The sequence below is a fragment of the Streptomyces sp. NPDC000878 genome (assembly GCF_053599695.1).
This window is the reverse complement of sequence record NZ_JBSFMT010000021.1, coordinates 125,871-140,008: the sequence shown is the minus strand read 5'-3', so window position 1 is coordinate 140,008 and position 14,138 is coordinate 125,871. Positions and strand designations below refer to the sequence as shown.

Sequence of the window (14,138 nt, the reverse complement as noted above, 5' to 3'; positions counted from 1 at the left end):
TCTAACACCCCAAGTCCGTACGCGGAGGGGGCGCCCGGCGAACACCGGGCGCCCCCTCCGCGTTTCCACGGTCGAGTGGGCTACAGCACCTGGACCGCCTTCACACCCGTGGTCACCAGGCCGCAGGTGCCCGTAGGGCTCTTCTTCAGGCAGAGCCTGTTGTCAGCACCTTTGATGATGCCGACGCGGCTCACTCTGAAGTCGAACCCGAGGGCTCCGTCCGCCCACTTCGCAGCCCTTCCACCAGGGCCGATCTTGATACGGAGGGTTCCGTCGGTCAGGACGGCGCCGAAGCGGCCGTCATCGAGGACGACGGCCTTGGCGTTCCTGAACAGGACCGGCCAGTTGCCGCCGTTCTTGTACCGCAACGTCCCGTCGTTCTGAACGACAGCGACGACACCGTCCTCGATGTCGAACGTCCGGACATCGCTCCGCAGCAGTCGCCAGCTTCCGGTGGTGCCTGTCTTGATGCGGAGCGTGCCGTCGGCCCGCCTGGCGACGGACTTGTCGCCGTCCAGGTCGACAGCGGTGACGTTCCGCAGCATCAGCGGCCAGCTGTTGCCGCTCTTGTGGTGCAGTGTGCCGTCGGTCAGGACGACGGCGACTCGGTCCCCCTCCACGCTGAACGACTTGACGCCGCTCCCGCGGATTCGTGTCCAGGCACCGGTGACTCCCGTCTTCCGCCAGAGAGCACCGCCCTTCTGCGCAAAGACCTTGTCCTCGTTGACCTGGAAATTGGTGACGCCGTGCATAAGCGTCACCCAAGCTCCGTCGGTCTTCTGGACTTTCAGGTCGCCGTTCTTCTTCAGCAGTGCCATCAGGCCGACCTTGGTCGGCCCACAGCTCTGGCCCGTGAAGGAGGTTCCACTCCACACACCATTACCGGTGCTCGGCCCCTTTGCGGTCAGATCGGGCGCCCCACAGATGCGCGTCCCATGACCGCTGTCGAAAGGGACGCCTCCGTTCCCGGTGTCCCAGCAGCCGTGAGACGACCACGCCTGAAGGTGGATGTGCGACACCCCGGCGTTTCCGCGTTGCCCCGGTGCGGCAACCGTGCCGACCGGTTGACCGGCGCTCACGCTTCCGCCGGTGATGGAGCTGTTGATGTGGGTGAGAGCCACGCTCTTGCCGTTGCTCGCGTTGATGCACAGGGTCCCGGTCGAAGCCTGGTAATAGCGGACGCTTCCGCTGATCGGAGCCCGGACGTTTCTTCCCGAAGCGGAATTGTCACACCCTGAGCCAGTGAGATCGAGGCCGTAGTGGGACGTCCCGGTATGGGAGACATTTCCTCCGTAGCCCTGGCAGATGTTCCACCGTTGCCCGATGTCGAACGGCGGCAGAATTTCGCCGGTGGCAGCCGAAGCCGAAGGAGCCGTCACCCCCAAGGCGCCGACCAGCATCCCAAGTACAACAAAGTACTCGGTGACATCAAGCCACCAGCGCCTTGCCGGATTCCTTCCTGGCTGCAATTCGATTTCCCCCTTGGGCCGTTGTCCTGAGCGGACGATTCTGCGGCCTTGCTACCGAAAGGGCGGGAAAATCAACGGAGATCACCCGTACGGGCACCCTGTTCGAGCACTCCTCGGGCCGGGGACGCATCAAGCCATTCACCGATGAGCGCGACCGCGTCCGCCACCATTGCCCGCGGCGCGCCGGAGGATTCGACCGAGGTGCGGGCCAGCGCGGCGAGTTGAGGGTCGGTGAGGGCGAAGGCCGTTCGGGCTGTCTCGTACTCCGCCAGCAGCCCGGGGCCGAACAGGAGCGGGTCGTCGGCGTTGAGCGTGCACCGTACGCCGGCTTGCAGCAGAAGCGGGAGGGGGTGGTCGGACAGGGAGTCCACGACGCCGAGGGCGACGTTGGAGGTCGGGCAGACGTCGAGGACCACGCCTTCCGCAGCCAGGCGGGCGACGAGAGCCGGATCCTCAACCGCCCGTACGCCGTGGGCGATCCGTCGCGCGCCGAGCACGTCGAGGGCAGCACGCACGCTCGCCGGACCGGCGAGTTCCCCCGCGTGCGGAGCGGAAATCAGCCCGGCATCACGGGCGATGGCGAATGCCTCGGCGAACGGCTCCGGCGCGAACTGAGCCTCGTCCCCGGCCAGGCCGAACGAGACGACCCCGTTGCCTGCCCGCCTGGCCGCGAGGCGGGCGGTCGCGACGGCCTCCGAAGGGTCCGCGTTGCGCCGGGCGTACACCAGGACGCCGAAGCCGACACCCAGCCGGGCAGCGGTACGCCGGCCCTCGTCGATCACCACGTCCAGCAGGTCGAGCGCGGCGTCCGGATCGTCCTCGTAGGTCAGGGGGTTCAAGTGCGGCTCGATCCACACCGCTCCGTCCGCGGCGGCATCCTCGACGACCTCGCGCACCAGCCGCAGAAGGTTCTCCCGCGGGCCTTCACGTACCAGCCGCGCAGCGGCGCCATACAAGGACGTGAAGTCCTCGAACGACGTGAAGCCGCCTGAGCCCGACGGCTGCCCACGGCACTCACCCGACAGCTCCGCGAGCGTGGCAGGACGCATCGCACCTTCCAGATGGAGATGCAGATGGGCCTTCGGTAGGAGGGCCAGACTTCGCATGATGCATCACTCTGCATACGTCGATGGGGGCGCCCGGCGAACACCGGGCGCCCCTTTCTCATGCCCTCACATCCTCATGTCCTCACGCCTCAGCCCCTCACGCCGCCGTGCAACTCACCCCCGGCACACCCCCACCCCCCGGCGCTCCCCCGAACCCAAGACTCGCCGAACCCCCCACCGCCACACTCCCGTTGTGAACCGCGTTCACAGCCGTCACCGTCGCCCCGGTCTGCGTGTACGTCGCGTTCCACATGCTCGTGATCGTCTGTGAACCGCTCCAAGTCCACGTCACCTGCCAGGACTTGAGCGCCACCGTCCCCGTATTGGTCACCTTCACCTCGGCGTTGAAGCCGCCGCCCCAGTCGCTGCTGACGACGTAGGAGGCGGCGCAGGTCGCCGTACTGCCACCACCGCCGCCGCCCCCTCCCCCGCCGCCACCGTTCCCCGGGAACCCCGGCGCCTTCACGCTCGCCAGGTAGCCGTCCTTCACCGTGTCGACCGTCGACCAGTCGTCCTTCAGGATTCCGCCCGTGTCACCGGAGTTGGGGTTCCAGGACCAGAAGGTCCAGTGGAAGGAGTCCGAGCCGTACGTCGAGGTCGGCCGCAGGTAGTCGACCAGTGCCGCCAGCCAGCGCTGGTCCACCGTCGAGGTCAGCGTCGTGCCGAACTCCCCCACCCACACCGGCGCGATGTTCTGCTTGAAGATGTAGCCCCAGTACCTGTCCCAGACGCCCGGCATGTTGGCGGGGAACGTCGGGTCGCTGAACCAGCTCTGCTGGGCCACGCTCGTCGCGTAGTCGTGGGCCGAGTACACCACCCGGTTCGCCACATCCAGCTGCACCGGATATTGCGCGACCCCCATCAGGTTGCCGCCCCACCAGCCGGAGACCCCGTTGTACGTCTGCACGCCCTCCACGAACACCAGGAGCTGCGGATTGACCGACAGTACGGCGTTGCCCGCCCGCTGTGCCGCCAGCCGCCAGTCCCTCGTCGTGTCACCGCAGCCCCAACAGGCCGGATCGTGCGGCTCGTTGTGCAGATCGATGCCGATGACCGCGTCCTGGCCCGAGTAACGCGCCGCCAGCGCCCTGAGGTTGGCGATCCACGTCGACTCGGGCACCGCCGCCGTGTACCAGAGCGCCGACTGCCCGCCCGCGTCCGGCCGATGCCGGTCCAGGATGACCTTGAGGCCGCTCTGACCGGCGTACGCCACCAGTTTGTCCATGATCTGGAGGGAGCCCAGGCCTTGCAGGTCGGCGTTCTTGCCGCTGCTGAAGTCGATGCTGTTGGGGACCGTGGAGGACTTGAAGATGTCGTCGCTGTACGGCATCCGGATGGTGTTGTAGCCGAGCGACCTCATCTGGTCGATCATGCTCTTGTAGTCGCGCGACCAGAGGCCGTGGACCACGTAGTTGGCGGTCTCGAAGCCGAACCAGTTGATGCCGGCGATCCGGACCGGCTGCCCGGCCGCGTCCAGGATCTGGCGTCCGCTGGTGTGCCAGTAGCCGGCGCCGGCCTCCGCCGCCCGGACGTCCGCCGCATCGCCGTCCGCCGCGTGGGCGGTCTGCGCACCGGCTCCCAGCGGTAACAGCAGCGCGGCGGCCACCGCACACAGCGCTCTTCGCAAGCTGCGGAACATGTCGCTCGTTCCCTTCGGGGAGGCGCGGCCCCGGAACATATGGGAGCGCTCCCATGAACCGCGCACCTCCAGGAAACTGACACACCATCACCACGTCAAGACATCCAGCAGCACTGGCTCACCTGTTCATCTGTTCACCTGCTGAGCCTCTTGAACCTCCGTACCGCCAGCGGCAGGAACACCACCGTCAGAATCAGCGGCCACACCCCCGCCATCAGCAGCGCATGCCGCTCCACCCACGAGTTCCCGGTCACCCCCGGCGCCCCGAACAGCTCACGGGCGGCCGACGCGGTGGACGAGATCGGGTTCCAGAGGGCGATCGTGCCCAGCCAGTCGGGCATCAGCTGGGGCGACACATAGATGCTGGAGACCATCGTCACCGGGAAGACCACCGCGAACAGCCCGCCTGCCTGTTCGGGGCTGGGCACGACCAGGCCGAGCCAGATCCCCACCCAGATCAGCGCGAACCGCAGCCACAGCAGCAGCGCGAACGCCTGCACGAAGCCGGGCCCGCCGTCCGGCCGCCAGCCCATCCCGTACGCGGTGACCATCATGATGCCCAACTCGGCGCAGGCGACGATCAGGTCCGTTCCCCCGCGCCCGGCGACCACCGCCGACGGGGCCATCGGCATGGAGCGGAACCGGTCGATGACGCCCTTGCTGGAGTCGTAGACGACGACCGTCGCCGTGGTGACGAACCCGAGGGCCATCGTCATCACGAACATCCCCGGCATCAGGAACTCCTTGTAGTCCCCGCCGCCCGGCACCTTCATCGCGTTGCCGAAGACATAGCCGTACAGCAGCACGGACAGGATCGGAAAGCCCAACTGCCAGAGAATGCTGATGGGTTGGCGCTTGTAGTGGGTGAGGCCTCGGCGTACGACGTTCCAGCAGTCGGCGAGCGTCCAGTACAGCCGGCCATGACTCCGCCCGGCCCGGCGGGCCCCGCGCCGGCCGCCGCCCGTCCGGGGCGCCTCCACCGCGCTCACGCGGCCGTCTCCTCGGCGTCCGGCGTGTCGTCCAACTCTTCCGTCTCTTCCGTCTCTTCCGTACGACGGCCGGTCAGGCGCAGGAACACGTCGTCAAGGCTCGGCCTGCGCAGCCCGATGTCCTCCACCGGGACCCGGAAGTCCTGGAGGGTGCGGGCCACATGGGTGAGGGCGGCCACCCGGTCCGTCACCGGCGCGTGGACGCGCAGCCCGGCCAGATCGACCTCCGGTTCGCCGTGCGCGACCTGGCCAACTGCCCGTACCACCCACGGAATTCGGTCCCGCTGCCCGACGACGACCTCGATACGGTCGCCGCCGACCCGCCGCTTCAGCCCGTCCGGAGTGTCGTCGGCGATCGCGCGCCCCTGGTCGATGACGGTGACCCGGGAGGCGAGCCGGTCGGCCTCCTCCAGGTACTGCGTGGTGAGCAGTACGGTCGTGCCGTCGGCCACCAACGCCCGTACCGCGTCCCAGACTTCACCCCGACCGCGCGGGTCGAGCCCGGTCGTCGGCTCGTCGAGGAAGAGGACGGCTGGGGCGAGGATCATCGAGGCGGCGAGGTCCAGGCGGCGCCGCATGCCGCCGCTGTAGCCCTTGACGCCCTTGTCGGCGGCGGCCACCAGGCCGAACCGCTCCAGGAGTTCGGCGGCCCGCGACCGCGCCCGCTTCCCGCCGAGATGGAAGAGCCGCCCGAACATCTCCAGGTTCTGCCTGCCGGTGAGGATCTCGTCCAGCGCCGCGTACTGCCCGGTGAGCCCGATCCGGGAGCGGACCTCGCGCGGCTGGGTGGCCACGTCGAGCCCGGCCACCGTCGCCTGCCCGCCGTCCAGCCGGAGCAGCGTGGTCAGGATGCGTACGGCGGTGGTCTTGCCGGCGCCGTTGGGCCCGAGCAGTCCGTGCACCGTGCCCTGGCGGACGAGCAGGTCGAATCCGTCGAGGGCGCGTTTCTCGCCGTACCGCTTCTCCAGACCCTCCGCCCGCACCACATAGCCGTCCGCGTAATCGTCCGTACGACCGTCCATGACGCCCCTCCCGGTCCGCCCGCGTCCACCCCTGTCGCCTGAACTGGGTACAGCGTACTCGTTTACGCGTACGACGTACCCAGTTTTAGTGCGAACGGTGCGCGCGTGGTTCTAAGCTCGGCGTATGACGAGCGGCAGCGGCGGTACGGAGACCAGCGGCAGTGGTGACATCGCGCGCACCCTCGAACTGCTGTGGGCCACCGGACCCCGCCCCAGCCGTGGCCCCAAGCCGGGGCTGACCCTCGACGGGATCGTCGAGGCGGCCGTGCGCATCGCGGACACCGAGGGTGTCCAGGCCCTGTCGATGCGCCGCGTCGCCACCGAACTCGGCACCGGTGCCATGTCGTTGTACCGGTACGTCCCCGGCAAGGCCGAGCTGCTCGACCTGATGCTGGACCGCGTCCAGCGCCCGGCCCCGGAGGAGCTGGGCGACGGCGGCTGGCGCGCCACCCTGGAGGCGATGGCCCGCTCCACCCTCGCCCACTACCGCCGCCACCCCTGGCTGCTCCAGGTCAACCAGTCCCGTCCGGTCCTCGGGCCCAGCTCCCTCGACGGCATGGAGAGCGTGCTCGCGCGCATCAAACCGATGGGGCTGACCGACCCGGAGCTGGTCTCGGCGGTGGTGACGGTCGACGGGTACGTCGTCGGGGCCGCCCGCGCCCAGGTCCACCAGCAGGAGGCCGAGCGCCGTACGGGCCTGACGGACCAGGAGTTCTGGCGAGCCCAACTCCCGGTCCTGGAAAGGGCCATGGCCTCCGGCCGCTACCCCGTCCTCGCCACCCTCTCCGAGGACACCTTCGCCCCCGGCTTCGACCACTTCGAGTTCGGCCTGCAACGCATCCTGGACGGCCTGGAGGTCTGGGTCGAGCGTCGTACCCGAGAGCGACAAGGCTGAGACAGGCCGGGGTGCTCCCCGGTCACCGCGCCCGGGGACCCGCTACGCCGGCTTCCGCCGAAGCCGCTTGAGCCCGAAGAAGGCGAGGAACAGCACGGCGACAGCGATGGCCCCGGTCTTGACGTTCCCCTCCGAGCCCCCGCCCCCGCTCCCGCCGGAGGCCGAACTCCCGTTGCCGGAAGCCGAGTCGGAGTTCCCGGACGCATCGTACGAAGGCGCGTCCTCGGCCTCGACCCCGCTCTCGGCGCCCTCGCTGCCGTACATGATCTTCGACCCGTCCCGGCTGTACGTGACCGACTCCCCCTGCCCCTGCAAGGGCACGTCGAGCTGCCCCTCCCGCTTGAGCTTGCCGCCGTTCCAGGCGTAGGAGACACCTCCGAAGTAGCCGCGTACGGCCAACTGCTGCCCGTCGGGCGAGAAGGCGGCGTCGGTGGCCCACATGTCGACGGCGGCGACGGGCCGGAAGACGTTGGTGCCGGAGGGGGAGAGCTTGGCCGGGCCCGCGTACAGGTGCCCGCCGTCCTCCTGCTTGTCGATGATGTAGACGCGCCCGGTCTTCGGGTGCACGACGAGGGACTCGGCGTCACGGGAGCCGTCCGAGTACTTCACGACGTACTGCGTGGCGCGGATCGTCTGGTCCTTGAGGACCTTGGGCTCGGTGAGCTGATAGACCCAGACGTAATCCCAGGTCACGCCGTCGTTGTCGCCGATGTCACCGACGTAGATCTGGTTGTTCGGCCCGATGGAGATGGCCTCGATGTCGCGGGGTGTGCCGACGCCGGTCATGGTGACGGTGGCGACGGTCTGCCCGGTGCTGCTGTCGACCGCGTACAGATAGGCGCCGTCGTCGCTGTCGTTGTGGGTCCAGTAGATGCCGGGGTGCAGGCGGGAGGCGGCGAGACCGCTGGACTCGGTGATCCGCGGGTCCTTGATGGTGAAGTCCTTGTCACCATCGGCAGCGGAGGCGGGCGCGGCGAGCGCCCCGACGAGTAGGCCCCCGGCGAGGAGGGCGAGCGATCGGCGCATGCCCTCAAGCGTGCCATCCCGGCGTTCGATTCGAGGCCCATGACGCCTGCCCGCGCCCGCTCGCACCTTCCCGCGCCCGCTCACTGACACCCAACTGACCGCAAGCTGACACAGACCTGACACCGGGTGGCCGGGCTCACACACCGCACCCGCCCCACACTCCTCCCCCGATCCCGCATCATGAGCGGATGCTCAGGTTGATGCCCGTAGGCGACTCCATGACCATCGGCAGCGCCGGCGAACACACCTGGCGCTACCGGCTGTGGCAGCACCTGCGGGAGACGTACGGCGGCCCGTTCCGGATCGTCGGCCCGCGCGAGACGCTGTACGACAAGGCGACGGACGCCTCCGACTCGTACGAGTACGCCGACCCGGAGTTCCCCCGTGCCCATCTGGCCGGCTGGGGCGAGGGCTGGCAGCACATGACCCCGCTGATCGCGGACGCGGTACGCGCCCACAAGCCGGACGTCCTCCTGGTCTCCCTCGGCCTGATCGACCTGGGCTTCTACACGGACGCGGAACAGACGGCGGAGAACGCGCGCCTCTTCGTGGCCGAGGCCCGCCGCTCCAACCCGCGCATCGCCATCGCCCTGCTCCCGGTGATCCCGAACGTCCGCGCGGAGACGGACCCGCCCTTCGCCGCCGAGGTCCTCCGCTTCAACGAACTCCTGGCGAAGACGGCCGCCGACCTGGACGAACCCCGCTCCCCGCTGCTCCTGACGTCGCCCCCACCCTCGTACGACATCCACCAGGACACCTACGACGGCACACATCCCAACGCGAGCGGCGAGCACAAGATCGCGGGGGCGTTCGCGGACTCGCTGTACGAGGCGTGGGATCTGGGGGAACGGTACGTGGCTGGAAGGGGGTGACTGGAGGCGACCGGATCGGGGCGTGGCCCGGCCGCCGCGTACGTCGTTGAGGTCGCGGTGACCGTTCTTTGAGGACAGGCAGGATCGAGATGGCCGACGCCGACGCACACGCCCTGGACAAGTTGTTCAACCCGCTCACCGGCCTGGAGGACCGCTTTGAGGGCTACAAGGCGGAGATCGTCGACGGCTGCGTGTACATGGCTCCGCAGCGGGAAGCGCACTGGCGGACCAGCCGCTGGATCGTGCGGGCGGTCGAGGACCGCTTCGGGATGTGCGCGAAGGTGTACTCGGGCGTCCGCATCTACCTCCCCAGCCTCCCGGGCGGCGACCTGAACGGCTTCGCCCCGGACGTGATGAAGCTGCGCGACGGAGCCAAGAAGGACGACCAGGGCCGTTGGCGCCACCAAGACGTCGAGTTCGTCGCCGAGGTCATCTCCAAAGGCACAGCCGTGTACGACTACGGCCCCAAGAAGGAGGCCTACGCACTCGCCGAGGTGCCCGTCTACCTGATCGCCGACCCGTACCTGGGCAAGGCCCGCGTCTTCACCCGCCCCAAGGACGGTGACTACGTCTACGACCTCTCCATCACCTACGGCGGCGACATCGACCTGACCGGCACCTCGCTCGACCTCACCCTCAAGACGGACGAGTTCCCGCGCGACTAGCCGTCCCGAAGCGGTACTTCAGGTGGGTCGCCAAGGGCGTGTCGACCACCCTGACCGGCTCCAGGCTCCGTACCCCTCGCCCCAGCCCCTCGAAGAGCCGCAGGCCGTCCCCGAGGAGCGCGGGCACGACGTGCAGTTGCAGTTCGTCGACGAGCCCCTCCCTGAGGTACTGCCGAACCGTGCTCGCCCCGCCCGCGATGTCGACGTTCCGGTCCCCGGCGGCTGCCTTCGCCCGGTCGAGGGCGCTGTGGATGCCGTCGGTGACGAAGGTGAAGGTCGTGCCGCCCTCCTTGACCAGGGTGGGCCGGGGACGGTTGGTGAGCACGAAGACCGGGGCCCGGAACGGGGGATTGTCGCCCCAGAACTCCTCGCCCGTGTCGTACATCATCCGGCCCATGACCACCGCTCCGGTGGCGTCGAACCACTCCCGCATCAGCTCGGAGTCACGGTTCTCGTCCCCGCCGGTCATGCCCTGGCGTTCCCGCCAGCTCGCCAGGTTGTGGATCCACTCGAAGAGGGGCTCGGCGCCGTCGCCTCCCGGGTTGTCGAGGGCGACATCGGTGCCGGCGATGTAGCCGTCGAGGGAGATGGCCAGGTCAGCGGTCACGGTGACGGTCATGATGGGGCTCCTGAGATCCGGGGGTCCGCGGTGTTCACACCCTCCCGTCGATCGGGAGCCGCCGCATTCGACAGCCCGGCCCGCACGACCATCACGACCATCACGACATCAACGAGACCCACGTCACATTCGCTCGCCCATGTCACATCCTGCCGCGCCGCTCCGTCGTCCATGTGTACCGCCCCGCAAGGGCAGCACACCGAAGCAGTCGAAGCAGCAGTACCGATGTCGGAGGAGCCCACCATGGAAGCCCGCTTGAACCTCTTCGCCAACCCGGTCGTGACCAAGGCCACGAAGCACCTCATCGCCGCAGGCAAGGCGGCCACGGACTCGGCCCTGCCGCTCGCGACGCAGGAGCTGGTACGGCTCCGCGCCAGCCAGATCAACGGCTGCGGTTTCTGCACCGACATGCACACCAAGGACGCCGCCGCGGCCGGAGAGACCACGCAGCGCCTCCACCTGGTCGCGGCCTGGCGCGAGGCCACGGTCTTCACCGACGCCGAGCGCGCCGCCCTGGAACTGACCGAGCAGGGCACCCGTATCGCGGACGCGGCCGGCGGCGTCCCGGACGAGGCCTGGGCGAACGCCGCCAAGTACTACGACGAGGAGCAGCTGGGCGCCCTGGTCCTCACCATCACCCTCATCAACGCCTTCAACCGGATGAACGTCATCGTCCAGCAGCCCGCCGGCGACTACCAGCCCGGTATGTACGCCCAGCTCTGAGCCCAACTCCGGGCAGGCCGAACGCGATCGGGCGACGCCAGTCACACCTGGCGTCGCCCGACCACCGTCAGACATCGCGCCGCCGTCAGAACATCACACCGCCGTCAGAACATCGTGTTGTCGTTGGCCGAAGTGGCCGGAACATCCTGGAGCACGTCCCAGTGCTCGACGATCTTCCCGCCCCGCACCCGGAACAGATCCACGACGGCCTGCCCGCGCTCGCCGGGCGCGCTGACGTAGTGGCTGTGGACGGCGACCAGATCCCCTTCCGCCACCACCCGCTTACGCGAGACCGCCAGCTCCGGGAACGCCCGGAAGTACGCCCCGAGCCCCTCCCGCGCACCCGCCACGCCATCCGCGATGCCGGGATTGTGCTGGTGGTACTCGGGCCCCCAGTACGTGTCGAGCGCCGACAGGTCCTTGTCGACGATGAGCCGGTCGAACGCCTTGGTCACGAGCCGCTTGTTGTAAGCGGTGAGCCACCGCGGCCCCGGCTGCTCGGTCTGCGGCCGGCTGACCGTCGAGAACATGTCGTTGCCGTTGGCGCTGCTGTCCGGCACGTTCTGCCCGGTGTCCCAGTGCTCGGCGATCTTCCCGCCCTGGAACCGGAAGATGTCGAAGACGGCCGAGCCCCGACTCCCCGGCGTCAGCACGACGTTGGAGTGCACGAGGACGAGGTCGCCCTCGGAGATGACCCGCCTGATGCCGTACTCGGCCTCGGGGAACTGCTGGTGCACCCCGGTGGCCAGGTTCTTCAGCGGCCCGGAGCCATCAGCGGCGAGGGGGTTGTGCTGGATGTAGTCGGCCCGCACGAACCGGTCCACGACAGCGGTGTCCCCGCGCTCGAACACGCCCTTGAGGACGCGTACGACGACACCCTTCTGATAGTCGAGCCGGGCACCGTCACCGACGGACGGCGAGGCGGCGGCGGGCACGGCGGCGGCACCCAGCAGCGCGGACGCGGCGAGCGCGGAGAGGAAGGTACGGCGTGCAGGCATACGCGGAGTCCTTAAGAATCTTGAAAGTTAAAGCGAGTAACGCTGCACATACGTAAGCACTAACCACGAGATAGCGTCAAGGTCCGCCCCCGCCACCCAGCCCACCCTTGCTTAGAGCGCACTCCACGACGTTGGCTGAACAGTCATGAAGTACACGCAGCTCGGACGCACAGGACTCAAGGTCAGCAGGCTCGTGCTCGGGACCATGAACTTCGGCCCCCAGACCGACGAAGCCGACAGTCACGCGATCATGGACGCGGCCCTGGACACGGGGATCAACTTCTTCGACACGGCCAACGTCTACGGCTGGGGCGAGAACAAGGGTCGTACGGAAGAGATCATCGGCAACTGGTTCGCCAAGGGCGACGACCGCCGCGACAAGGTGGTCCTCGCGACCAAGGTGTACGGCAACATGGCCGCGGACGGCGACGCCTGGCCCAACCACGACAAGCTCTCCGCGCTCAACATCCGCCGCGCGGTGGACGCGTCGCTCAAGCGTCTGCAGACCGACTACATCGACGTCTACCAGTTCCACCACATCGACCGCTCGACCTCCTTCGAGGAGATCTGGCAGGCGATCGACGTGCTCGTACAGCAGGGGAAGATCCTCTACGCGGGGTCGTCCAACTTCCCGGGGTACAAGATCGCCCAGGCCAACGAGACCGCCGCCCGGCGTGGCGGCACCATCGGCCTCGTCAGCGAGCAGTGCCTCTACAACCTCGCCGAGCGGCGCGCCGAGATGGAGGTCATCCCGGCCGCACAGGAGTACGGGCTCGGGGTCATCCCCTGGTCGCCCCTGCACGGCGGACTGCTCGGCGGGGTCATCAAGAAGGAGGTCGCGGGCGGCCGACGCGCAAGTGGCCGCGCCGCCGACACCCTGGCCGACCCGACCGCACGCGCCCAGATCCAGTCGTACGAGGACCTGCTGGACAAGCACGGCATCGAACCCGGCGAGGCGGCTCTCGCCTGGCTGCTCACCCGCCCCGGCGTGACCGGCCCGATCGTCGGCCCGCGCACCGCCGAGCAGCTGGAGTCGGCGGTACGGGCGTCCGAGCTGGAGCTGAGCGACGAACTGCTGACCGCGCTGGACGAGATCTTCCCGGGCCCGGGCCCGTCGCCGGAGGCGTTCGCCTGGTAGACAGGCGACAGCTGTCGCAGGTGGGGGCGGCGGTCGCGGCCCAGGTCAAAGCCGGGTTCCGGCCTACGGACTACGGCGTACGGCTTTAGGCCATCACTTCCCGACCGCCGCCGCCACGGCAACCACCACGAACATCAGCACGAGCGCACCGGCCATCACCCGGTTCCGGATTTTCGGATTCACACCGCCGAGACTAACCGGCCGCTCCCCGGGCCCGTCCGGCCGCCCCTCGGGCCGGTCCGGCGGACCCGGCCGGGAGACGCGGGGTTCGGCACGCTCGTCCGCGGTACCGGCTCCCCTTTGCCTAGTCGGCGCCGTGGCCGTCCTCCGACCCGATCCGCCGGACAGGCCCCAGCGGCCAACGGCCGACCACCTCGTACCGGGGCTGTTCCCCCGGCACCCCCGACTTCGGCAGGTTGCTGCGGACGAGCGCCAGGTCGGCCACCGTCCAGGTGCGGCTCGTGTACGCGTCCAGGGCCTCGACGTACGGCCGTACCTCGAAAGGCTCGCGGCTGCGGGCCACGGTGAGGTGGGGCTTGTAGTGCCGGTGCTCCCCCATCTCGACACCCGCCTTCCGGCCCGCCGCCTCCGCCCGGTCGGCCAGCAGCCGGAGCACCTCCAGCTCACCGGCGGCGCCCGCCCACAGCGCCCGCCCGTGCCCGAACTGCCCGCCCCCGCACACCGCGAGCGCGAACGGGTCCGTACGGTGCGCCGCCCGCTCCAGCCGCTCCGACAGCTCCGGTACGACGTCCTCGTCGACCTCGCCGTAGAAGGCGAGCGTGAAGTGCCAGCCGGGTACGCCGGTCCAGCGCAGCGCGTCCGCACCGGCCAGGCTCCTCAACCCGGCCACCTCGGCGGCGAGTTCACGGGTCACGTCCTCCGGGGGCAGCACGGCGGCGAAGAGTCTCATGCGCGTCACCCTTCCAGGGAATGGATCATCCGGCGAGCCACCCGCACCATGGAGATGGGCGGGGACA

Annotated in this window: 14 protein-coding genes; 5 read left to right on the top strand and 9 right to left on the bottom strand. The window is 69.1% G+C overall.

What is annotated here, in order from left to right:
* Positions 1-80: 80 nt before the first annotated feature.
* From ACWDR4_RS20870 to ACWDR4_RS20850, 5 genes are all read right to left on the bottom strand, one after another.
* Complete coding sequence (locus ACWDR4_RS20870) at positions 81-818, bottom strand: hypothetical protein (RefSeq protein ID WP_450410450.1); 738 nt, start codon at positions 816-818, stop codon at positions 81-83.
* 722 nt (positions 819-1,540) lie between these two features.
* Complete coding sequence (add, locus tag ACWDR4_RS20865) at positions 1,541-2,575, bottom strand: adenosine deaminase (protein ID WP_450410448.1); 1,035 nt, start codon at positions 2,573-2,575, stop codon at positions 1,541-1,543.
* A 97-nt stretch (positions 2,576-2,672) separates the two neighbouring features.
* Positions 2,673-4,214 (bottom strand): cellulase family glycosylhydrolase, encoded by a 1,542-nt coding sequence (locus ACWDR4_RS20860; RefSeq protein WP_450410447.1) that lies wholly within the window; start codon positions 4,212-4,214, stop codon positions 2,673-2,675.
* 134 nt (positions 4,215-4,348) lie between these two features.
* Positions 4,349-5,194 carry an ABC transporter permease gene (locus ACWDR4_RS20855; RefSeq protein ID WP_450410462.1) on the bottom strand — a complete coding sequence of 282 codons (846 nt, stop codon included), beginning with the start codon at positions 5,192-5,194 and terminating at the stop codon, positions 4,349-4,351.
* A 5-nt stretch (positions 5,195-5,199) separates the two neighbouring features.
* A complete protein-coding gene (locus tag ACWDR4_RS20850) occupies positions 5,200-6,225 on the bottom strand; it encodes an ATP-binding cassette domain-containing protein (protein ID WP_450410445.1) in 1,026 nt (341 codons plus the stop codon).
* A 124-nt stretch (positions 6,226-6,349) separates the two neighbouring features.
* On the opposite strand from ACWDR4_RS20850, the gene ACWDR4_RS20845 reads away from it, so the two are divergent.
* Positions 6,350-7,120: a TetR/AcrR family transcriptional regulator gene (locus tag ACWDR4_RS20845; RefSeq protein ID WP_450410443.1), complete on the top strand. Its 771-nt coding sequence runs from the start codon at positions 6,350-6,352 to the stop codon at positions 7,118-7,120.
* Positions 7,121-7,162: 42 nt separating this feature from the next.
* Here ACWDR4_RS20845 and ACWDR4_RS20840 read toward each other — a convergent pair whose 3' ends face one another.
* Positions 7,163-8,146, bottom strand: coding sequence for a WD40 repeat domain-containing protein (locus tag ACWDR4_RS20840; RefSeq protein WP_450410441.1), 984 nt, complete (start codon positions 8,144-8,146; stop codon positions 7,163-7,165).
* 188 nt (positions 8,147-8,334) lie between these two features.
* Between ACWDR4_RS20840 and ACWDR4_RS20835 the strand changes: the two genes are divergently transcribed.
* A complete protein-coding gene (locus ACWDR4_RS20835) occupies positions 8,335-9,018 on the top strand; it encodes an SGNH/GDSL hydrolase family protein (protein WP_450410439.1) in 684 nt (227 codons plus the stop codon).
* Positions 9,019-9,107: 89 nt separating this feature from the next.
* Positions 9,108-9,683 carry a Uma2 family endonuclease gene (locus tag ACWDR4_RS20830; protein WP_450410438.1) on the top strand — a complete coding sequence of 192 codons (576 nt, stop codon included), beginning with the start codon at positions 9,108-9,110 and terminating at the stop codon, positions 9,681-9,683.
* Here the strand turns inward: ACWDR4_RS20830 and ACWDR4_RS20825 are convergent.
* Entirely contained in the window at positions 9,655-10,302 is a 648-nt protein-coding gene (locus tag ACWDR4_RS20825; RefSeq protein WP_450410436.1) for a dihydrofolate reductase family protein, read from the bottom strand. The genes ACWDR4_RS20830 and ACWDR4_RS20825 overlap by 29 nt on opposite strands.
* 243 nt (positions 10,303-10,545) lie before the next feature.
* On the opposite strand from ACWDR4_RS20825, the gene ACWDR4_RS20820 reads away from it, so the two are divergent.
* Positions 10,546-11,025 carry a carboxymuconolactone decarboxylase family protein gene (locus tag ACWDR4_RS20820; protein ID WP_450410434.1) on the top strand — a complete coding sequence of 160 codons (480 nt, stop codon included), beginning with the start codon at positions 10,546-10,548 and terminating at the stop codon, positions 11,023-11,025.
* A gap of 104 nt (positions 11,026-11,129) precedes the next feature.
* On the opposite strand, the gene ACWDR4_RS20815 is transcribed toward ACWDR4_RS20820, so the two are convergent.
* A complete protein-coding gene (locus ACWDR4_RS20815) occupies positions 11,130-12,023 on the bottom strand; it encodes a nuclear transport factor 2 family protein (RefSeq protein WP_450410433.1) in 894 nt (297 codons plus the stop codon).
* 145 nt (positions 12,024-12,168) lie between these two features.
* On the opposite strand from ACWDR4_RS20815, the gene ACWDR4_RS20810 reads away from it, so the two are divergent.
* On the top strand, positions 12,169-13,161 hold the full coding sequence (locus ACWDR4_RS20810) for an aldo/keto reductase (RefSeq protein ID WP_450410431.1): 993 nt from the start codon (positions 12,169-12,171) through the stop codon (positions 13,159-13,161).
* A 304-nt stretch (positions 13,162-13,465) separates the two neighbouring features.
* Here the strand turns inward: ACWDR4_RS20810 and thpR are convergent, their stop codons facing one another.
* Positions 13,466-14,071 (bottom strand): RNA 2',3'-cyclic phosphodiesterase, encoded by a 606-nt coding sequence (gene thpR, locus ACWDR4_RS20805; RefSeq protein ID WP_450410429.1) that lies wholly within the window; start codon positions 14,069-14,071, stop codon positions 13,466-13,468.
* Between the last annotated feature and the right edge of the window lie 67 nt (positions 14,072-14,138).

Bases quoted from the DNA above. Each gene is read 5' to 3' on its own strand.
- ACWDR4_RS20870 (WP_450410450.1), bottom strand. From the start codon at position 818: ATGGCACTGCTGAAGAAGAACGGCGACCTGAAAGTCCAGAAGACCGAC.
- add (WP_450410448.1), bottom strand. From the start codon at position 2,575: ATGCGAAGTCTGGCCCTCCTACCGAAGGCCCATCTGCATCTCCATCTG.
- ACWDR4_RS20860 (WP_450410447.1), bottom strand. From the start codon at position 4,214: ATGTTCCGCAGCTTGCGAAGAGCGCTGTGTGCGGTGGCCGCCGCGCTG.
- ACWDR4_RS20850 (WP_450410445.1), bottom strand. From the start codon at position 6,225: ATGGACGGTCGTACGGACGATTACGCGGACGGCTATGTGGTGCGGGCG.
- ACWDR4_RS20845 (WP_450410443.1), top strand. From the start codon at position 6,350: ATGACGAGCGGCAGCGGCGGTACGGAGACCAGCGGCAGTGGTGACATC.
- ACWDR4_RS20840 (WP_450410441.1), bottom strand. From the start codon at position 8,146: ATGCGCCGATCGCTCGCCCTCCTCGCCGGGGGCCTACTCGTCGGGGCG.
- ACWDR4_RS20835 (WP_450410439.1), top strand. From the start codon at position 8,335: ATGCTCAGGTTGATGCCCGTAGGCGACTCCATGACCATCGGCAGCGCC.
- ACWDR4_RS20830 (WP_450410438.1), top strand. From the start codon at position 9,108: ATGGCCGACGCCGACGCACACGCCCTGGACAAGTTGTTCAACCCGCTC.
- ACWDR4_RS20825 (WP_450410436.1), bottom strand. From the start codon at position 10,302: ATGACCGTCACCGTGACCGCTGACCTGGCCATCTCCCTCGACGGCTAC.
- ACWDR4_RS20820 (WP_450410434.1), top strand. From the start codon at position 10,546: ATGGAAGCCCGCTTGAACCTCTTCGCCAACCCGGTCGTGACCAAGGCC.
- ACWDR4_RS20815 (WP_450410433.1), bottom strand. From the start codon at position 12,023: ATGCCTGCACGCCGTACCTTCCTCTCCGCGCTCGCCGCGTCCGCGCTG.
- ACWDR4_RS20810 (WP_450410431.1), top strand. From the start codon at position 12,169: ATGAAGTACACGCAGCTCGGACGCACAGGACTCAAGGTCAGCAGGCTC.
- thpR (WP_450410429.1), bottom strand. From the start codon at position 14,071: ATGAGACTCTTCGCCGCCGTGCTGCCCCCGGAGGACGTGACCCGTGAA.